Annotated in this window: 16 protein-coding genes; 8 read left to right on the forward strand and 8 right to left on the reverse strand. The window is 74.0% G+C overall.

Annotated elements, in window-relative coordinates; genetic code table 11:
- Together J0911_RS10320 and J0911_RS10325 are read left to right on the forward strand one after the other, a co-directional pair.
- Window positions 1-1,970, forward strand: a 1,970-nt coding sequence (locus J0911_RS10320; RefSeq protein WP_242636571.1) for a glycoside hydrolase family 127 protein, incomplete at its 5' end; no start/stop codon positions are given.
- 71 nt (window positions 1,971-2,041) lie between these two features.
- The gene (locus J0911_RS10325) at window positions 2,042-5,791 is read left to right on the forward strand and encodes a LamG-like jellyroll fold domain-containing protein (RefSeq protein WP_207275387.1); all 3,750 of its coding nucleotides are present in this window, start codon (window positions 2,042-2,044) and stop codon (window positions 5,789-5,791) included.
- Between the two features lie 79 nt (window positions 5,792-5,870).
- Here the strand turns inward: J0911_RS10325 and J0911_RS10330 are convergent, their stop codons facing one another.
- Window positions 5,871-6,362, reverse strand: coding sequence for a nitroreductase/quinone reductase family protein (locus J0911_RS10330; protein WP_207275388.1), 492 nt, complete (start codon window positions 6,360-6,362; stop codon window positions 5,871-5,873).
- Between J0911_RS10330 and J0911_RS10335 the strand changes: the two genes are divergently transcribed.
- Window positions 6,357-6,815: a GNAT family N-acetyltransferase gene (locus tag J0911_RS10335; RefSeq protein ID WP_207275389.1), complete on the forward strand. Its 459-nt coding sequence runs from the start codon at window positions 6,357-6,359 to the stop codon at window positions 6,813-6,815. The genes J0911_RS10330 and J0911_RS10335 overlap by 6 nt on opposite strands.
- Before the next feature lie 109 nt (window positions 6,816-6,924).
- Complete coding sequence (locus J0911_RS10340; protein ID WP_207275390.1) at window positions 6,925-8,871, forward strand: FAD-binding monooxygenase; 1,947 nt, start codon at window positions 6,925-6,927, stop codon at window positions 8,869-8,871.
- Here the strand turns inward: J0911_RS10340 and J0911_RS10345 are convergent.
- Entirely contained in the window at window positions 8,846-9,364 is a 519-nt protein-coding gene (locus J0911_RS10345; RefSeq protein WP_207275391.1) for a hypothetical protein, read from the reverse strand. The genes J0911_RS10340 and J0911_RS10345 overlap by 26 nt on opposite strands.
- 95 nt (window positions 9,365-9,459) lie before the next feature.
- Window positions 9,460-10,122, reverse strand: coding sequence for a trimeric intracellular cation channel family protein (locus J0911_RS10350; RefSeq protein ID WP_307865016.1), 663 nt, complete (start codon window positions 10,120-10,122; stop codon window positions 9,460-9,462).
- Window positions 10,123-10,421: 299 nt separating this feature from the next.
- Between J0911_RS10350 and J0911_RS10355 the strand changes: the two genes are divergently transcribed.
- From J0911_RS10355 to J0911_RS10370, 4 genes are all read left to right on the forward strand, one after another.
- A complete protein-coding gene (locus J0911_RS10355) occupies window positions 10,422-11,675 on the forward strand; it encodes a glycoside hydrolase family 16 protein (protein WP_207275392.1) in 1,254 nt (417 codons plus the stop codon).
- A gap of 100 nt (window positions 11,676-11,775) precedes the next feature.
- Window positions 11,776-13,071: a CapA family protein gene (locus J0911_RS10360; RefSeq protein ID WP_307865017.1), complete on the forward strand. Its 1,296-nt coding sequence runs from the start codon at window positions 11,776-11,778 to the stop codon at window positions 13,069-13,071.
- Window positions 13,072-13,306: 235 nt separating this feature from the next.
- Window positions 13,307-15,766 (forward strand): polysaccharide lyase 8 family protein, encoded by a 2,460-nt coding sequence (locus J0911_RS10365; RefSeq protein ID WP_207275393.1) that lies wholly within the window; start codon window positions 13,307-13,309, stop codon window positions 15,764-15,766.
- A gap of 37 nt (window positions 15,767-15,803) precedes the next feature.
- The gene (locus J0911_RS10370; RefSeq protein ID WP_207275394.1) at window positions 15,804-16,745 is read left to right on the forward strand and encodes a Ppx/GppA family phosphatase; all 942 of its coding nucleotides are present in this window, start codon (window positions 15,804-15,806) and stop codon (window positions 16,743-16,745) included.
- A 6-nt stretch (window positions 16,746-16,751) separates the two neighbouring features.
- On the opposite strand, the gene J0911_RS10375 is transcribed toward J0911_RS10370, so the two are convergent.
- The 5 genes from J0911_RS10375 to J0911_RS10395 are packed head-to-tail and all read right to left on the reverse strand — an operon-like array spanning window position 16,752 to window position 19,945.
- Window positions 16,752-17,222: a MarR family winged helix-turn-helix transcriptional regulator gene (locus J0911_RS10375; protein WP_207275395.1), complete on the reverse strand. Its 471-nt coding sequence runs from the start codon at window positions 17,220-17,222 to the stop codon at window positions 16,752-16,754.
- A gap of 47 nt (window positions 17,223-17,269) precedes the next feature.
- Window positions 17,270-17,620: a DUF202 domain-containing protein gene (locus J0911_RS10380; protein ID WP_207275396.1), complete on the reverse strand. Its 351-nt coding sequence runs from the start codon at window positions 17,618-17,620 to the stop codon at window positions 17,270-17,272.
- On the reverse strand, window positions 17,617-17,991 hold the full coding sequence (locus J0911_RS10385; protein ID WP_207275397.1) for a YidH family protein: 375 nt from the start codon (window positions 17,989-17,991) through the stop codon (window positions 17,617-17,619). The genes J0911_RS10380 and J0911_RS10385 overlap by 4 nt, the downstream gene beginning before the upstream one ends.
- A complete protein-coding gene (locus J0911_RS10390; RefSeq protein ID WP_207275398.1) occupies window positions 17,988-18,665 on the reverse strand; it encodes a response regulator in 678 nt (225 codons plus the stop codon). The genes J0911_RS10385 and J0911_RS10390 overlap by 4 nt, the downstream gene beginning before the upstream one ends.
- The gene (locus J0911_RS10395) at window positions 18,662-19,945 is read right to left on the reverse strand and encodes a sensor histidine kinase (RefSeq protein ID WP_307865018.1); all 1,284 of its coding nucleotides are present in this window, start codon (window positions 19,943-19,945) and stop codon (window positions 18,662-18,664) included. Before J0911_RS10395 ends, J0911_RS10390 begins: the two co-directional genes overlap by 4 nt.
- Window positions 19,946-19,964 lie beyond the last annotated feature (19 nt).

The following is a 19,964-nucleotide window of genomic DNA, read 5'->3' on the forward strand; positions in this document are numbered from 1 at the left end:
CGGTCGCGCCGACGGCGTCCCGGCGCGGCGCCGGGCTCGGCGAGGTGCGGGTCACCGGCGGGTTCTGGGCCGGCCTCCTGGAGGTCAACGCGAACGCCACCCTGCGCCACTGCCGGGACTGGATGGAACGGCTGGGCTGGATCGCGAACTTCGACCGCGTCGCGGCCGGGACCACCGCCGTCGGCGAGCGTCCCGGCTGGCAGTTCTCCGACTCGGAGGTCTACAAGCTGCTGGAGGCGCTGGCCTGGGAGCACGCCCGGTCGGGCGACGTGGGCGCGGACGCGGCGTTCGAGGAGCTCGCCGCCCGCGTCGTCGCCGCCCAGGACGACGACGGCTACCTCAACACCTGCTACGGGCACGCCGGGCAGCCGGCTCGCTACACGGACCTGTCCAGCGGACACGAGCTGTACTGCACCGGCCACCTGCTCCAAGCCGCGGTGGCCCGGATCCGCACGACGACAGGGCCTTCCGGGCCCGCCGGCCCGCCCGCGGCCGAAGGCCCGTCCACCGTCGCCGACCCCCTCGTGGCCGCGGCGATCCGGGCCGCCGACCACGTCTGCCGCGAGTTCGGCCCCGGCGCCCGGGAGGCCGTCTGCGGGCACCCCGAGATCGAGGTCGGCCTCGCCGAGCTGGGACGCGCGCTCGGCGAGCCGCGGTACACCGCACAGGCCGCCCTGTTCGTCGAGCGCCGCGGCCACGGCACGCTCGCGCCGATCGCCCTGCTCGGCCCCCAGTACTTCCAGGACGACGTCCCGGTCCGCGACGCGGACGCCTGGCGCGGGCACGCCGTACGCGCGCTCTACCTCGCGGCGGCCGCCGTCGACGTCGCGGTCGACACGGGCGACGACGAACTCCTGGCCGCCGTCGAGCGCCAGTGGACCCGCTCCGTGGAGCGCCGCACGCATCTCACCGGCGGCATGGGCTCGCGCCACCAGGACGAGGGCTTCGGCGACGACTGGGAGCTGCCCGCCGACCGCGCCTACTGCGAGACCTGCGCCGGCATCGCGTCCGTCATGGTCTCCTGGCGCCTGCTCCTGGCCACCGACGACGTCCGCTACGCCGACCTCGTCGAGCGCACGCTCTACAACGTCGTCGCCACCTCGCCCCGCTCGGACGGCCGCGCCTTCTTCTACGCCAACCCGCTCCAGCAGCGCACACCCGGCGGCGACCTCCTTCCCGACCAGGTGAATCCCCGCGCCGAGGGCGGGGTGCGCGCCCCGTGGTTCGACGTGTCCTGCTGCCCCACCAACGTCGCGCGCACGCTCGCGTCCTGGACCTCGTACACGGCGACGGTCGAGGGCGACGTCGTCACGCTCGCCCAGTACGCGGCCGGCGAGACCCGCCTCGCCCTGGACGACGGCGGCGTCCTCGGCCTGCGGGTCACCACGCGCTACCCGCACGACGGGTACGTGCACACGGAGATCACCGAGGCCCCGGACCGGCCGGTCACGCTCCGTCTCCGGGTCCCGTCGTGGGCCGACGGCGCCACCGTCACGGCCCCGCGCGCCGCGGGTGCCGGGCACGGCGACCCGCACACGGTCCACCCCGGGTGGACGGAGGTCCGCCGCACGTTCGCACCGGGCGACGTCGTCGCCCTCGACCTGCCCACCGCACCCCGCCTCACCTGGCCCGACCCGCGCGTGGACGCCCTGCGCGGCACCGTCGCCGTCGAGCGCGGCCCGCTCGTGCTCTGCGCCGAGTCGCACGACCTCCCGCACGGCGCGGACCTTGCCGACCTGCGCCTGGACCCCTCGGTCCCGCCGGAGGCCCACGCCGACGGCGCCCGGGTGCGCGCGCGGATCTCCACGCCCACGCCGGCCCCCGCGGGCGGGCCGCCATTCCTCGGCACCCCGCCCGTACCGCGGCCGGACACGGCGGCCGGCGACACGACCGACGTCGTCCTCATCCCCTACCACCGCTGGGCCGAACGCGGGCCGGCGGCCATGCGGGTCTTCCTCCCGGTCGGCTGACCTGCCGGCACACGGCCCCGACGACGCCACCGACGACCGGAACCACGCACGACGAGAGAAAGGGCTCGACGATGAGAACCATCTCGCACCGCTCCCCGCAGCGCCTGGCCGCCGCCCTCGCGGCGGCACTGGCACTCGCCGCGGGGCTGACGGCCGGCGCCACGGCGGCGTCGGCGGACGACACGGAGGAGACAGTGCCCCACCTGCACTACACGATGGAGGGCGTCGGCGACGGGACCGTCCCCGACGTCTCCGGCAACGGACTGGACGGCACGCTCGCGGGCGAGGCGTCCGTGATCGGCACCGACGACGGCGGCTCCGCCCTGAACCTGGCGGGCGGGCCCGACGGGGGCCACGTGTCGCTGCCGCGCGGCGCGCTGGAGGGCGCGACGGACCTGACGGTGTCGGCGCGGGTGCGCTGGGACGGCGAGGGCGGCGCGTGGCAGCGGGTCTTCGACCTCGGCTCCTCGACGGAGCGCTCGCTGTTCAGCACGCCGTCCAACCACGAGGGCAACCTGCGCACCGCCGTGACGACCCGCGGCGGGGGCGGCGAGGCACAGGTCACCGGCCACGGCCCGCTGCGGGCCGGAGAGTGGGCCACGCTGACCACGACGCTGGACACGGTGGCCGGGCGCATCACCACCTACCTGAACGGCGTGGCGGTGGCGTCGGCGCCGACGGCGATCTCGGCGGGCGAGCTGCTCGACGCGGGCGCGGAGCGGGCCGGCTGGATCGGGAGGTCGTTCTACCCGGACCCGCTGCTCGACGGCGCGGTGACGGACTTCCGTGTCTACCACGCCGCGCTGGGCGCCGAGGAGGTCGCGGCCCTCGTGGACGAGGTGCCCACCGCCGCCGGCCCCGTGGACGACACGTACGGGCTGCGGACCCTCGTGGGCGCGGCGCCCGACCTGCCCCGGACGGTCCGCGCCACGTTCTCCGACGGGTACGACCGGGACGTGCCGGTCGTGTGGGACGACGTCGACCCGGAGCGGTACGCGACGCCCGGCACCTACACGGTGCGGGGCCAGGCGGCGGGGGCCACCGTCACGGCGGAGGTCACCGTGACGCGCGGCGAGCTGCGCGTGGACCTGGGCAGCGACACCGGCGCGTTCCACGGGGGCGCCTCGGGCACGTTGTACGGCCTGTACGGGCCGGGCCTGCCGTCGGACAACCTCATCGAGGGGATGAGCCTGCGCACGGTCTCCACCAAGGCGCAGGACGGCCCGCAGCACCCGGGCGCCGACGCGCTGGAGGTGGTGCGGCCGCTGGCGGACGCCACCGACGGCGACGTGTACATCTACATGACGGACATCCACCGCGGCTTCCCGTACCAGTGGCCCGGCGAGACGCCGCAGGAGAAGATCGACACCTTCATCGGGAAGATGGCCGTCCAGGTGGACCAGGTGCTCACCCTGCCGGAGGAGTACCAGGACAACGTCGTGTTCGTGCCGTTCAACGAGCCCGAGGGCAACATGTTCGGCACGGGCGAGTGGTCGTACGACCGCACGAGCTGGCTCGACGACCCCGCGGACTACTTCGCGGCCTGGGACCGGGCGTACCGGACGATCACGGAGCGGATGCCGGACGCGCGCATCGCCGGGCCGAACACGAGCATCCTGTACCCGCAGGTCAAGGGCTTCCTGGAGCATGCCGTCGAGGCGGGGACCGTGCCTCAGGTCATCACGTGGCACGAGCTGTCGCACCCGCAGAAGATCCGCGACTCGGTGGCGACGTACCGCGAGTGGGAGGCCGACGTGTTCGCCGGCACCTCGTACGAGGGCACCGAGCTGCCGATCAACATCAACGAGTACGCGTTCAACTACCACACGTCGGTACCCGGCCAGATGATCCAGTGGGTCTCGGCGATCGAGGACGCCAAGGTCGACGCGGACATCGCCTACTGGAACATCGACGGCAACCTGTCGGACTCCGCCGTCGAGGCGAACCGCGGCAACGGGCAGTGGTGGCTGCTCAACGCGTACGGGCAGATGACCGGCCACACCGTCGAGGTGACGCCGCCGTTCCCGGGCGAGAACTACACGCTGCAGGGGGTCGCCACGCTCGACGCGGAGCGGGCCGTGGCGCGCACGATCCTGGGCGGGGCCGACGGCGCCGCTCCGGTCGACCTCGTGAACGTGCCGCGCGACGTGTTCGGCGACGAGGTGCGGGTGTTCGTCCGGGAGATCCCCTGGACGGGGCAGCTCGGCGACTCGGCGCAGCCGCGGCACGTGGCGGAGCTGACGCTGCCCGTGTCGGATGACGGCACGGTGTCGGTCGAGTTCGACGGCGGGACGCTGCCCCTGCTGCGGGAGCCCTCGGCGTACGAGGTGGTCGTGACGCCCGCGGGCGCGGGCACGTCGGCGAGCGCGACGCCCGCGCTCTGGGAGGGCAGCTACGAGGCCGAGGACGCCGCACACACCGGCTCGGGGTACAGCAGGAACGGGCCCGAGGGCTCACCGTCCGACGTCGGGAAGTTCTACACGTCGGGCGGCTACGACGTCGGCGGCCTGCGCACCGGGTCCGACGTCGTCCTCGACTTCGAGGTGGACGTACCGGCCGACGGCACGTACGACCTGTCCGTCTTCGCCAACAGCCTGAACACGGACGGCCTCGTGGCCGAGCAGGGGCCGACCAACGTGTTCGTGCGGGTCGACGGCCACGCCGAGCAGGAGCTGCACCTGCCGCTGGGGTACAAGTGGGTGGTCTGGGACCACGCCGACACGACCGTGGACCTCACCGCCGGTACGCACACCATCTCGCTGGCGGCGCGCAGCCTCGACGGCTCCGGCGCGACCGTCGGCGACGCGATCGTGGACCGGATCACGCTGGCGCTGCCCAACCCGGACGCGACGACGTCGGTCTACGAGGCGGAGCTGGCGAACCACGGCGGCCGGGCCCTCTACGACGCGGACGCGATCGCCCGCGCCGCGGAACGGGCCCGTCCGGAACGCCACGGCCGGTCCGGCGAGGCAGGGCCGGGCGGACCGGGCGGACCGGGCGGACCGGGCGGACCGGGCGCCGAGGCATCGGTGTCGGGGTCCGGGGCGGTCGGGCTCGGAGCGGGCGAGACCGCGACCTTCTGGGTGTACGGGGCGGTCGACGGCGAGGCGACGCTGGGAGTCGACCTGGTCGGCTCCGGCTCGGGAGTGGTGGCCGTGAACGGTCACCAGGTGCTCTCCCTGGCCGGGAGCCGGGCGGCCGCCGTGCACCTGCGCGGCGGCGTCAACAAGATCACCGTCACCGGCCGGGCGCGCGGGCTCGTCCTCGACCGGATCACGGTGGGCCCCGGCGAGGGCAGGCTCGACGTCGTCGAGCACCGCGCGGAGGACGCCGCGCTCGCCGGGACCGTCGTGGTCGAGGAGCGGTCGCTGGCCGACGGCGGGGCCGCCGTGGCGGGGATCGGCGGCGTGCCCGGCAACGAGAACACGCTGCGGTTCGACGTCACCGTGCCCGAGGACGGGACGTACGCCATGGTGGTCCGCTACTCCAACCCGGAGCAGTCGGAGGCCTCGCACTACAACCCGGACCCGCTCGCCCGCCGGGCGGACATCTCGGTGAACGAGGGCCCGGTCCGGCAGGCGCTGTTCCCGCACACGTTCCACGCGAACGCGTTCGCGGAGCTGACGGTCGACGTCGAGCTCGTGGCGGGCCACAACACGGTGGTGTTCGCATCGTCGGAGGCCCCGAACTTCGACGGCGAGACCTTCGCGAGCGACACGTGGCCGGGGATCCTGCTGCGCTCGTCCCAGGCGCCGGTCGTGGACACGATCCGCGTCTCCCCGCTGAGCCGCGTGCTCCCGCCGGCGGACGGGCACCGGTAGCCGGCCGGCCCGTTCGCGGGTGATCGGTGGTCCGGACGGCCGATCACCCGCGGACGGGCCGGACCCGCCGACCGCCGGCTCAGGCGCCGAGGCGGAAGATCGGGAAGACCCGTCCCTCGGCCGTCCGCTCGTAGCCGGCGAAGGCGCTGGAGAGGGCCTTGAACCGCTCCCACATCGCCTCCCGCTCGGCGCCGGTCAGTTCGAGGACCTTCGTCGTGACGGTCGCCACGGGGTCGCCCGGGACCTCGACGTCGACCGGATCGCCGCCCTGCTCGGCACGGCGCAGGCCGTAGACCCAGGCCGGGTGCTTGGGCGAGCCGCCGGCCGAGCCGACGACGTGCCACGCGTCGCCCTCCCGGATCGCGGCCAGCGGCGCGATGCGCTCGCCGCCGTCCTTCTTCGGTACGTGCACGAGCACGAGGCCCTTGCCGAACTGCATCGGCTCGTTCACCTCGCCGCCGTTGGCCCGGAAGGTGTCGATGATCTGCTGGTTGAAGTCCATGTACCCGGCAACACGACGCCACTCCCGGAGCATTCCCGCCGCCGGGGATGCGAGGATCTCGCCATGCACATCGCCGTCGACTCGCCCGTGGCCGCGGATGTCCGGCTGCTCCTGGACGAGCACCTCTCGGAGATGCGTGCCACGTCGCCGCCCGAGAGCGTGCACGCGCTCGACCACGCGGCACTGCTCGCGCCCTCGATCACCTTCTGGACCGCACGGGACGAGGGCGGGGCCCTGCTGGGCTGCGTCGCGCTGAGCGAGCTCGGCCCCGCCCACGGCGAGGTCAAGTCCATGCGGACGGCGGTGCCCGCCCGCGGCCGGGGCGTCGGGGCCGCGCTCGTGCGGCACGTGCTGGCCGAGGCCCGGTCACGGGGGTACGGGCGTCTCAGCCTGGAGACGGGCACCCAGGAGTTCTTCGCCTCCGCACGGCGCCTCTACGGCCGGCACGGCTTCACCGAGTGCGGTCCCTTCGCGGACTACCGGCCGGACCCGTTCAGCACGTTCATGACCCTGGTGCTCTGAGACGGTCCCGGCCCTTTCGGTCGTATCCGGAATCGTATATGTTCCTGCGTAGGGGTGGCGCCGACGCCCACCGCAGATCGACACCGGAGTCGAGCGAGAAGGGCACGCGATGCAGTTCCACCACCACGGATACGTCACGTCCGACCCGCGGATCCTGCCCGCGGCCGGGACCGGCGTCGATCGCCCCGACGAGCTGCCCGCCGAGGTGGACGTCCTCGTCGTGGGCAGCGGCCCGGCGGGCATGATCGCCGCCGCGCAGCTCGCGCAGTTCCCCGAGATCACCACCCGGGTGGTGGAACGACGCCCGGGCCGCCTCGAGATGGGCCAGGCCGACGGCATCCAGGCGCGCAGCGTGGAGACCTTCCAGGCGTTCGGCTTCGCCGACCGCATCACCGCCGAGGCGTACCGGATCACCGAGATGGCGTTCTGGAAGCCGGACCCGGCGCGTCCGGAGCACATCGTGCGCACCGCTCGCGTGCCCGACGACCCGCACGGCATCACGGAGTTCCCCCACCTCATCGTCAACCAGGCGCGAGTCCTGGACTACTTCGCGGAGGTCGCGGCCCGCTCCCCCGCCCGGGTCGTGCCCGACCACGGCTGGGAGCTCACCGGCCTGACGGTGGACGACGACGGGGCCGGTACGCCCGCGACCGCCGTCGGCCCCGAGCACCCCGTCACGGTCCGGCTCCGGCGCACCGCCGGCCCCGACGAGGGCGCCGAGCGCACCGTCCGCGCGAAGTTCGTGCTCGGGGCCGACGGCGCCCGCAGCGCGGTCCGGGAGGCGATCGGCCGCGAGCTCGCGGGCGACCAGGCCAACCATGCCTGGGGCGTGATCGACGTCCTGGCCGTGACCGACTTCCCCGACGTGCGCACCAAGTGCGCCATCCAGTCCCACGACGGCGGCAGCATCCTCCTCATCCCACGCGAGGGAGGCTTCCTGTGCCGCTGGTACGTCGACCTCGGGGAGGTGTCCGGCGACGACGCCCACGCCGTGCGCGCCACCCCCGTCCGCGAGATCGTGGAACGCGCCAACCGGATCCTCCACCCCTACACGCTCGACGTGAAGGACGTGCCCTGGCACAGCGTCTACGAGGTCGGGCACCGCCTCACCGACAAGTTCGACGACGTCCCCGCCGAGCTGACCGGGACCCGCACGCCGCGCGTCTTCATCGCCGGCGACGCCTGCCACACCCACAGCGCCAAGGCAGGCCAGGGTATGAACGTGTCGATGCAGGACGGCTGGAACATCGCGTGGAAGCTCGGGCACGTACTGACCGGACGCGCACCCGCCGCGCTGCTCGACACGTACTCGGCCGAGCGTCACGTGGTGGCCCGCGATCTCATCGAGTTCGACCGCGAGTGGTCCGGCCTCATGGCGACGAGGCCCGAGGACCTGCCCGACCCGTCCGTCCTCGAGGACTTCTACGTGCAGACCACGGAGTTCCTCTTCGGGTTCCGCACGGAGTACGAGGAGTCGATGGCCGTCGGCCCGGCCACCCATCAGCACCTGGCCGAGGGGTTCGTGCTCGGCAGACGCTTCAGGTCGGCGCCGGTGACCCGGGTCGCCGACGGGAACCCCGTGCACCTCGGACATCATGCGCGGGCCGACGGACGGTGGCGCGTCTACGTGTTCGCCGACGACGGCGGCGGGTCACCGGGCGACGCGGCCGCTCCCCGGCTCGAGCGGTGGGCACGATGGCTGACGACGTCCCCGGACTCGCCGGTCGTGCGGTACACGCCCGAGGGCGCGGACCCCGACTCGGTGATCGAGGCCAAGGTGGTCTACCAGCGCGACCACACCCGGGTGGAGGTGAGCGACGTCCCCGGGGCGTTCCTGCCGCGCGTCGGGCCGTTCGGGCTCGTGGACCACGAGAAGGCGTACGCCGCCGACCCGGGCGACGACATCTTCGCCGCGCGAGGCGTCGACCGCGGCGGCGCCGTCGTCGTGGTCCGCCCCGACCAGCACGTCGCGGCGGTCCTCCCCCTCACGGAGACGGCCGAGCTCGCGAGCTTCTTCGACGGAGTCCTGCTCAGGTCGTGTACGCGCTCATCCTGACGACCACCTGGCCGCCGTCCTCCCGCAGGACGTCCACGTCGAGGTAGTGCGCGTCCACGGGCTCCTGGGTGAGGTCCACCTGCACGCAGGCGATCGCCTCGACGCAGGGCTCGCCGGCGAGCTGCGGGGCGCCCGGGAGATCCGCCAGCCAGGCGTCGAGAGCCTGGCGGGACGTCCGCAACTCGCCCTGGACGTACCAGTCCTGGAAACCGTCGAGCTCGCACGGACCACCGGTCGAGCCGTCGGGCAGCGCCTCCTGCCCGACCGCCGTGGCGATCTCGACGCAGTCGACGTGCTCGGCCCGGCCGGAGTCCGCGAACCACCACCCGGCGAGCACGAGCAGCGCCGCGTAGAGCACGAGAACCACCATGACGACGATGCCCGCGATCAGCAGCCACAGGCGCGGGCCGCGCAGCCTCCTCGGCGGGAGCTCGGCGGAGGCCGCCGGTCCGGCCGTCGCGGGTTCGGCGGGCGTCGCGCTCTCGGTCGGCACGGTCGGTCCTCCCTGGGTCGTGGGCAGGCCCCATCATGCCGCGCCGGACGCCCAGAAGCCAGAAATCACCCGAATCGTTCGCGGTCGGCGCGTCGTCAGCTCGCCGTCCCGACGGACCGGTGCTCGCGTCCGCGCTCCCCGGGCCGGCGGGCCGCGAGGGGGATCTCCCAGCGGTAGTACAACGAGAGCATTCGCAGCGCGAACACCAGCACCGCGATCCCGAGCCCCGTCCACGCGTTCATCCATCCGACGGACGCGGCGGCGCTCGTCAACCCCGCCCCGAGCAGGGCCGCGATGGCATACAGCCCGCGGGGGTGGAAGAGCTGCGGGTCCTCGTTGGCCACGACGTCCCGGATCACGCCCCCGCCGACCGCACTGATGAGGCCGAGGACGGCGGACGCGACCGGGTTCAGCCCCGCCTCCAGCGCGATCTGTGTGCCGCTGATGCAGAAGAGGGCCATGCCGGCGGCGTCGAAGGCGGTCAGGGCGTTGCGGTAGCGGTGCTCACTGGCGGCGAACCGGTACACGAGGAGCGTGGCGAGCACCGGCGGCAGAAGGTAGACGGGCGACGCGAACGCGTGCGGTACCCCCTGGCCGATGACCAGGTCGCGCAGGATTCCGCCGCCGAGCCCCACACAGGCGCCGAGCATGAGCGAGCCGACGATGTCGAAGCGCCGGCGCGCGGCCAGCAGCGAACCCGACATCGCGAAGAAGAAGACTCCCGCGAGATCCATGGCGAGCTGTACCCAGGTCAACACCGCTCTCCTCTCGGCGCTCGGACGGCCGTGTCGCTCACGTGCGAAAGGTGCGGCCCGTACGATGCTAGGCCGCGCCGTGAGGCGGCAGAACCCCGGACGGGTGTCGTGCTCGTCACCTCCGCCACGGACGTGGACGCCCCCGCCGGGGTACGTAATTCACCCAATGGTGGGAGCCACGCCGCTTCCCTACCCTTTACTTACCGGGCAGTCACCTTTCGTGCGGGTGACCGCCCGCCTGTCATGGCCGCACCCCGGTGCGGCCGGCACAGTCCGGGTCCATACCTGCAAGGGAGCAGCCCATGCGCGCCACACCCCGCACCCGCGCGGTCGCCACGATCGTCACCGCGCTGTCCGCCGTCGCGCTCGCCGCGACCGGAGCCGTCGCCGCCGCGTCGACCGGGACCGCCGCCTCCGCGGCCGACGACGCCGACGTCGCCGCCGCGCAGCTCGTGTGGTCCGACGAGTTCGACGGCGCGGCCGGCTCCGCGCCGAACCCCGCCAACTGGAACCACGAGACCGGTGACCACGGCTGGGGCAACAACGAACTGCAGAACTACACGAACAGCCGCGACAACTCCGCCCTGGACGGCAACGGCAACCTCGTCATCACGGCCCGCCAGGAGGCCGGCGGCGGCTACACCTCGGCCCGCATGACCACCAAGGACAAGGTGGAGCCGCAGTACGGCCGTGTCGAGGCCCGCATCCAGATCCCGCGCGGCCAGGGCATCTGGCCGGCCTTCTGGATGCTCGGCGCCCAGTTCCCCGACACGCCGTGGCCGAACTCCGGCGAGATCGACATCATGGAGAACGTCGGCTACGAGCCCCACATCGTCCACGGCACCCTGCACGGCCCCGGCTACTCCGGCGGCGGCGGTGTCGGCGGCGCCTACCAGCACCCGCAGGGCTGGTCCTTCGCCGACGACTTCCACACCTTCGCCATCGACTGGTCGCCCGACCGGATCACCTGGTCCGTCGACGGCAACGCCTACATGACGCGCACTCCCGCGGACGTCCCGGGCACGTGGGTCTACAACCAGCCCTTCTTCATGATCCTGAACGTCGCGGTGGGCGGGAACTGGCCCGGGTACCCCGACGGCACCACCCAGTTCCCCCAGCAGATGCGCGTCGACTACGTGCGGGTCTACGACACCGAGGGCGGCGGTGACGGCGGCGGCCAGACCGGCACCGTGACCACGAGCAACGGCATGTGCCTGGACGTCGCCTGGGCGGACACGGCGAACGGCACCCCCGTCCAGCTCGCCTGGTGCAACGGCAGCGCGGCCCAGCAGTGGACGTTCGCGGCCGACGGCTCGGTGCGCGCGCTCGGCAAGTGCCTCGACGTCGCCGGAGGTGCCACCGCTCCCGGCACGCGCGTGCAGCTCTGGGACTGCAACGGCACGGGTGCACAGCAGTGGGCCCGGGACGGCGGAGCGCTGCGCAACCCGCAGTCCGGCCTGTGCCTCCAGCCGGTGGGCAGGGCGCAGAACGACGGCACGCACACGGAGATCGCCGGCTGTGACGGCAGCACCGTCCAGCGCTGGACCACGCCCTGAGCATCGCCCGGCGGCACCGGCGGACCGTGGCGCCCCTCGATCAGGGGCGCCACGGTCCGCCTCATCCCGAAGAGCCCCGCGAAGGCCTACGATCGCGCCTGTGGCATCTCGTGCGACCCCGAAGCCTGGCGCCCCGCGGCGGCGCCTCCCCTGGTCCGCGCCCGCCGTCGTGGTGCTCACGGCGCTTCTCGTCAGCACCGGATGCACCGCCGTGCCCGGGGCGCGACCGGACACGCCCCCGGACCGGGGAGACTCCGCGACGCGAGCCTCCGGCGTGTCGTCGGACGCACCGTACGAGCGCGGCACACGGCGGCACGAGAAACCCGCGCGGTTCACGCTCGTCGCCGCCGGCGACGTCCTCCCCCACGGCCCGCTCAACGACAGCGCGACCCAGGACGGCACGATCGACTACACGCCGCTCCTGGCGGGCCTCGACCCGTGGGTCCGGCGCGCCGACCTGGCGCTGTGCCACCTGGAGGCACCCGTCGCGCCCCCGGGCACCACGCCGACCGGCTACCCGGCCTTCGGCGCGCCGAGGGAACTGATCCGGGATCTCGCGGAGCAGGGCTGGGACGGCTGCTCGACCGCGTCGAACCACTCGATGGACCGGGGGGTCGCCGGCGTGACCGCGACCCTCGACGCGCTGGACCGGGCCGGGCTCGGGCACGTGGGCACCGCACGCGACCGCGAGGAGCGCGCGCCCCAGCGCTACACGCTCGAACGGGCCGGCCGCTCGCTCACGGTCGCACACCTGTCGGCCACGTACGGGCTCAACGGATTCTCCGTGCCGGAGGGCCAGCCGTGGGCCGTGGACCTGCTCGACGCCGAGCGGGTCGTCCGCGAGGCGACCGCCGCGCGGCGGGACGGCGCGGAGCTGGTGGTGGTGAGCATGCACGCCGGTGCCGAGTACGTGGCCGAGCCCACCGACGAGCAGCGCGCCTTCGCCCGGAAGCTGGCCGCCTCACGCAAGGTCGATCTGGTCATCGGGCATCACGCGCACATCCCCCAGCGCCTGGCGCGGCTCGACGGCGGGCCCGCCGGCTCGGGGATGTGGGTGGCCTACGGACTCGGGAACATGATCTCCAACCAGAGCTCGGAATGCTGCGACGCCCGGACGTCGAACGGCGTCCTGCTGACGGCGACCGTGACCCAGCCCGAACCGGGCGCGGCCGCCCGCGTCACCGGCGTCGAGTGGACGGCGACGACCGTCGACCGGGCGGCCGGGCATCGGCTCCGGGCCCTGGTCGACGCGATCGGCGATCCGGGCTCCGGCCGCCTCTCCCCGGCCGAGCTGCGGCTACGGCGGGACGCGGTCCGGGACGCCGTCGGGGACGCCGCCCCCGAACGCACCGCGCCGCCCGTCCCGACCGGCGGTGAGCCCCGCCTCTCACGCTGAGAGCCGTCCTCGCGCTGCCGGCACTGCCGGTCATGGGCGTCATCTGGCTACATTAATGCCATTAATGGGGTTTCATGCCCGTGAATTCTCCGGACGCCTCGGTGTTTCGCGAAGGACCGGAGGAAAATGGCTCCCGAGAAGCGTCCACAATTCGCTCTCGGCGTGCGTTCGTTCCAGGACATGTCAAACTCACCCTTAAAAGCAAAGCCGGATATCCGAGCCGGGGGTGGCAGACATGGAGAATCGAACCGCGTTCCCCCGAGAGGCCGCGTTCCCCCGAGAGGCCGGGCTTCCACGGCTTGCCGGGATCCCGCTCTCCCGGCGGGGCGCCCTGGCACTCGGTACCGCGGCGTCGCTGGTCGTCGCGTGCCCGCCGGGGCGTGCCGCCGCGACCGGGTCGGGCGGCGAGGGCCTGGCCTCCGCCGACAGGTTCGACGACCTGCGGGGACGCTGGCTCGACTACATCGTCGGCGCGGCCGGCGCCGGTCTCGACTCCCCCGCCATGGTGGAACGGAACGACCGGCTGTCCGACTACGCCACGTGGGCCTACGACAACTCCGACCGTTTCCCGGACCCCGGCGACAGCATCTGGCCCGACCTGCCGCTGGGCGGCCCGAACCCGGCGAACCTCACCACCACGTACCGGCGCGTCCTGAGGATCGCCACCGCCTGGGCGACCCCCGGCACCGCCCAGTACGAGGACGAGGCGGTCGAGCGGACGCTGATCCGCTGGTACCGGTACCTCACGGACCACTGGTACCACGCCGGGGCGGAGCCCGTCGGGAACTGGTGGTTCTGGGAGATCGGCATTCCCCGTGTGCTCGCGGATCTCACCCTGGTCCTCCAGCACCGCCTGCGCCGGCGTGATGTCGAGCGGGCACTGGAGGCGATCCGCGCCTTCACCCCCGACCCTCACCGGATCGAGGCCGACGGAGGCCCGGCGACCGGCGCGAACCGGGCCGACAAGGTCCTCAGCTGCCTCCTGCGCGGCATCGCCGGCGAGTCGCCCGAGGACATGGAACTCGCCCGGGACGCCGTGCTCGGCCTGCTCTCGTACACCACCTCCGGCGACGGGTTCTACGCGGACGGCTCCTACCTGCACCATCTGCGGCTGCCGTACGCCGGCTCCTACGGGAAGGCCGCGCTGGCCGCCGTCGCCCCGACCGTGATGCTGCTCGACGGCACCCGGTGGAGCCTCACGTCGCAGACCATGCGACCCATCCTGAACAGCCCCGCCCTGACCTTCGCCCCGTTCATCTGGAACGGCCGCATGATGGAAACCGTCCGCGGCCGGGCCGTCGCCCGCGAGCACGAGCGCGACTACCGGGACGCCTGGGGCACGGCGGAGGCGGTGATGCTGCTCGCCGAGTACGTCGACGAGCCGTACCGCACCCGGTACCGGTCGTTCGCGAAGGGCTGGCTGGCGCGGTGCAGCGAGGAGTACCGGCCCACCAGCAGCTCCGATCTGCGGCGCGCCGAGGCGCTGCTGGCCGACCCCGAGGTGGTGCCCGAGCCCGAACGTCCCGGGCACGTGCAGTTCGGCGTGCAGGAGCGGATGGTGCACCGTGGCCGGGGGTGGGCGTTCACGGTGGCCACGTCGTCCGCCCGCATCGGCCGGTACGGCTGGGGCAACGGTGAGAACCTCTTCGGCTGGCACCAGGGGGACGGCGCGTCCTACCTGTACCTCGACGACGACCCGGGGCAGTTCTCCGACGACTACTGGCCCACGGTGGACCCGTACCGGCTGCCCGGTACCACCGCGTCGCTCGCCGAGCGGGCGCCCGGCCCGGCCTCCGGCACCCCCGTCCCGGCGGCCTCCAACCGCTGGGGCGGCGGCGTGGGCCTGTCCCGTCGCTGGGGCACGGCCGGCATGGACCTGACCAACGAGCTCGGCGACGTGCGCGGCCGCAAGTCCTGGTTCCTGCTGGACGACTCCGTGGTGGCGGTCGGCTCGGGCATCGTCGTCACGGGTCCCGGCGCGGAGACCACGGTCGAGAACCGCTCGTTCCCGGCCGGGGCCGACCCGGGCCTCGTCGTGGACGGCAACCCCGTCGCCGTCGGCGACCGCACCGGTCTGGACGCGCCGCGGTGGGCGCACCTGTCCGGGGTGGCGGGCTACGTGTTCCTCGGCACCTACGCGGCACGTGCCTCGGTCGCCGAGCGCACGGGCTCCTGGTACGAGATCAACTCCGGCGGCGACACCGCGGGGTCGCGCACACCCCGCACCCGTACCTACGCGACCCTGTCGCTCACCCATCCCCACGGCACCGGCGGGGACCGGTACGCGTACGTGATCCTGCCGCGGGCGTCGGCCGCCGCCACCCGCGAGCACGCGGCGAGCGGCACGACGACGGTACTGCGCGGGGACCCCCGCGCCCACGTGGTGCGTGCCGTGCGGGGCAGTCGCTGGTTCCTCTTCGCCCATCTGTTCGAGGCGGTCGACGACGGCGCCGTGCGGGCCGACGGCCCGTGTGCCGTGATCGCCACGGGGACCCGGGACGTGGCCCGCATCGGGGTCTCCGACCCGACGAAGTCCGACGCCCACCGGTCGATCCAGCTCCTGCTCGGCGACTGGTACCCGGATCTGGCACGGGCCGACAGCCGGCTCACGGTACGTCCCGGCCAGGTCGTCGAGATCGAGGCCGACCTCGACGGGGCCCGGGGAGCGTCGTACGAGGCCGTGCTGACCACCTGACCCGCGCGGAAGCCGGTCCGGCTTGTACGGTGCGGTCATGCGACTGGCCGTTCTCGACATCGGTTCCAACACCGGACATCTCCTCGTGGTCGACGCCCACGGCGGAGCCGCCCCGCTGCCCGCGTCGTCGTACAAGGAGCCGTTGCGGCTGGCCGAGCACCTCGACGCCGAGGGCGCCGTCACGCCGTCGGGCATCGACGCACTGGCCGAGTTCACCGCGGAGTCGAACCGCATCGCCGAGGAGCGCGGGTGCGCCGACCTGCTGGCGTTCGCGACGTCGGCGGTTCGTGACGCCGTCAACGCCGACGACGTGCTCGACACCGTGGCCGAGCGCACCGGTACACGGATCGAGGTGCTCCGGGGAGAGGACGAGGCACGGCTGACGTTCCTCGCCGCACGCCGGTGGTTCGGCTGGTCGGCCGGGCGCCTGGCCGTGTTCGACATCGGCGGCGGGTCGCTGGAGATCGCCGCGGGCAAGGACGAGCTGCCCGATGTGGCCTGGTCGCTCCCCCTCGGCGCGGCCCGCCTGGCCCGTTCCCTGGCTCAGGCCGGCGACGAGACGGCCCTGCGGGACCTGCGCCGCCGCATCCGCGTCGACATCGCGCACGACGCCGGGAACCTGCTGCGTCAGGGGCATCCCGACCGGTCCGTGGCGACCTCCAAGACGTTCCGCTCCCTGGCCCGCATCTGCGGCGCGGCGCCCGCGGCGGAAGGGCCGCTGACGCGCCGGGCCCTGCCGCTGGACACGCTGCGCGAATGGATCCCGAAACTGATCGGGATGACGCACAAGCAGCTCGCCACGCTGCCCGGGGTGTCCCCGCAGCGCGCCCACCAGATCGTGCCGGGCGCGCTCGTCGCCGAGGCCTGCATGGACATCTTCGACCTGACCGAGCTCGAGATCTGCCCGTGGGCCCTGCGGGAGGGCGTCATCCTGGAGCGGCTCGACACCATGCCGCACCGCGGGGGCGAGCTGCCCTGAGGGCGCCTAGCGGGCGAGCCGGCGCGACTGGGCGTGGAGGCGTTCGGTCATCGCGGTGATCCAGCCGGTGACGGCGGCCCGCTGGTGCTCGTCGAGCACGTCGAGCAGGGAGCTCGCCTCGCGCTCCAGGGTCGCGACCGCGTCGGCGAGGACCGGGTCACGGGGCGCTCCGGTGACGGAGATCAGCACGCGGCGCCCGTCCGTCGGGCACGGCTCGCGGCGCACGTAGCCGCCCTCGACCAGCCGGTTCACCAGCCCGGTGACCGCGCCGGCGGTGAGCCCGGTGCGCCGTGCCAGCTCGCTCGCCGCGAGCGGGCCGCACCGCTCGATCACGCCCAGAGCCTTGTGGTCCCCGGCCGACAGCCCGCGCCGGACGCCGATCGCCTCGTGGAACAGCACGAAGGCGTCGGCCAGGTCGGACGCGAGACGAGCGCCGTCGGACGACGTGGCAGAACGCGGCTGCCTTGCCTGGTTCACGCCCTTCACCCTACGGGTGGCGGTGGCTCCCGCGGGACCGGTACCACCTACTGGCGCAAAGCCGTCACGACGACGAAGACGGCCGACGTGACCGCGATCAGCAGGCTCATCGCGGCCAGGACGCCCAGCGCGGCGCCTCCGGGTGCCACGGCGTCCGAGGTCTCACGGCCCGCGGCGCGAAGCCGGGCATCGAGCCGGCGGAAGCGGACCGTGCCGACCCCGAGCAGCACGAGCCCGCCGCCGAGGGCCAGCACGGGGAGCAGCAGGCCCAGCACCGGGTGGCTCTGGCCCAGATAGCGCGCCGCGACGACCGTGCCCGCCGTGACCGCCAGGACGGTGCGCCGCCAGGCCAGCTCCGCGCGCTCGGGCTGAAGGCCCGCGTCCCACGGGGAGGTCACGGCGCGGGTCCGACGATCAGGGCGGCACCGACCAGCACGGCCACGACGAACAGGCCGACCGCGGCCGGGAGCGCGGAGAGCGGTGACGGCAGCGGGCGCTGGTGGCGCAGTGCCTGCTCGGTGCGCACCCAGCCGAACCAGGCCTGCCAGACCAGCGCGATACCGGTGGCGACGAGGATCAGGGACGCGATCAGCCGTAGCGTCGGGTCCAGCGGCGTGGCCAGCGCCTCGAGCGCCACCGCACCGGCGACGAACGCGAGGGCGGTGCGGATCCACGCGAGGAAGGTGCGCTCGTTCGCCAGCGAGAACCGCACGTCGGGCTCGTCGCCGTGCCCGTAGACGCGACGCGGCAGACGGCGCCCGGGCCTCACCGGTCGTCCCTTCCGCTCGGTGCGACCAGGCCCGTCTCGTAGGCGAGGATGATCAGCGCCGCGCGGTCGCGGGCGTCGAGCTTCGCCAGGAGCCGCGACACGTACGTGCGTGCGGTGGCGGGTGACAGGTAGAGCTCGCGGGCGATCTCGTCGTTCGTCAGCCCACGGCCGACCTGTTCCAGCACCTCCCGCTCACGCTCCGTCAGCCCCGCCACGCGCGCGGCGAGCCGTTCGTCCGTCGCGCCCGGCGCGTCGGCGACCGCACGCATCACCGTCGTCGTCACCGCGGGCGACAGCAGCGAGTCCCCGGCCGCGACGGTACGGATCGCCGCCCGCAGGTCCGTCGGCGTCACGTCCTTGAGCAGGTAGCCCGACGCGCCCGCGCGGATCGCGGCGAACACGTGCTCGTCCTCGTCGAACGTCGTCAGCACGAGCACGCGCACGCCGTCCAGAGCCGGGTCGGCGACGATCTCCCGGGTCGCGGCGATGCCGTCGAGCTGCGGCATCCGCACGTCCATGAGCACGACGTCGGGCCGCAGCGACCGCACGAGCCGCAGCCCGGCACGGCCGTCGGACGCCTCTCCCACCACCTCGACGTCGCCGTCGAGCTCCGCCAGCGGGCGCAGGCCCGTACGCACCAGCTCCTGGTCGTCGACCAGCACGATCCGGATCATGCGTCCAGTCTCGCCGGTAGCTGGGCGACGACGGTGAACCCGCCGCCCGGTGCGTCGCCCGCGCGGAGAACGCCGCCGAGCAGGTGGGCGCGCTCGCGCATGCCCGAGATCCCGGAGCCCTCCGGTGCTCGGCCCGCGCCCGCGCCGTCGTCGGTCACCTCGACCCTCAGCCGGTCACCGGCCGGCAGGCCGTCGTCGTGCGTGCCGGCCGAACCGCCCGCCGTCCCGGCTCCGCCCGGCCGGGAGACCGTCACGGTGACGCGTGCGTGCCGCGCGCCCGAGTGCCGCAGCACGTTCGTGAGCGCCTCGGTGACGATCCGGGACGCGGCGGCGTCCGCCGCGGCATCGATCGATCCCGGCGGAACGTCCACGTCCACCACGACGTCGAGGCCCGTGGACCGGGCCGGGGCGACCAGGGTCTCGATCCCGGCCAGGCCCGGGGCGCCCCGGGCGGGGTTACCGCGCGCGGCGGCGCTCCCGTCGGCGGTCCCGCCCGCAGGCGCCCCGTCGCGGCCGCGGAGCAGCTTCACCGTGGCGCGCAGCTCGTGCAGCGTGTTCGACGTCGCCGACCGCACGTGGTCCAGCGCGCCGAGGGCGGCGCCGTCGTCCCGCCCGACCGCCTCGGCAGCCACGTTCGCGTGCAACGCGACGACGGACAGGTTGTGCCCGACGACGTCGTGCAGGTCGCGGGCGATCCGCAGGCGCTCGGCCTGCATCCGGCGGTCGGCGGCGCGCGCCTCCTCCGCGGCCGTGAGCGCGCGGATCTGCGCCGCGCGCTCCCGTGCCTCCCGGCCGAGCCGGACGGCGACACCGAGCGCGATGGCGGCGGCGACGAGGGCGACGTTGGTGAGGAAGTCGTACACCGTCAGGTAGGCGCTCGGGTCGGTGTCGCCGATGCGGTAGTAGGTGGCGACGGCCAGGAGGACGGCGCCCGCGCCGACCGCCCACCCCGTGCGGCGCAGCTCCGCCGCCGAGTACAGGGCCGCCACGGCGGGAAGCGCCATGCCGATGGGGACGAACCCCGCCGTGTAGTAGGCGAAGATGCCGAACACGGTGAGGGCCAGCATGAGCCGCGGGGCGCGACGACGCAGCAGGACCAGCGCCCCCAGCCCGGCCGCGAACGCGTAGGCGCCCGGCTCGGCGCGCCCCTCCGCCTCGGTGGCGGCCGCGACGACCACCGCGATCACGAGCGCCATCGCGAGCGCCAGGACGACGTCGGCGACCCAGGGACTGGGCCGCCCGCCACCGGCCGGGGGCTCGTCCACGCTGACTCCGGACACGCCCCCAGCGTAGGCGGAC

The organism is Myceligenerans salitolerans (assembly GCF_017349295.1).
Lineage (GTDB): Bacteria > Actinomycetota > Actinomycetes > Actinomycetales > Cellulomonadaceae > Myceligenerans > Myceligenerans salitolerans.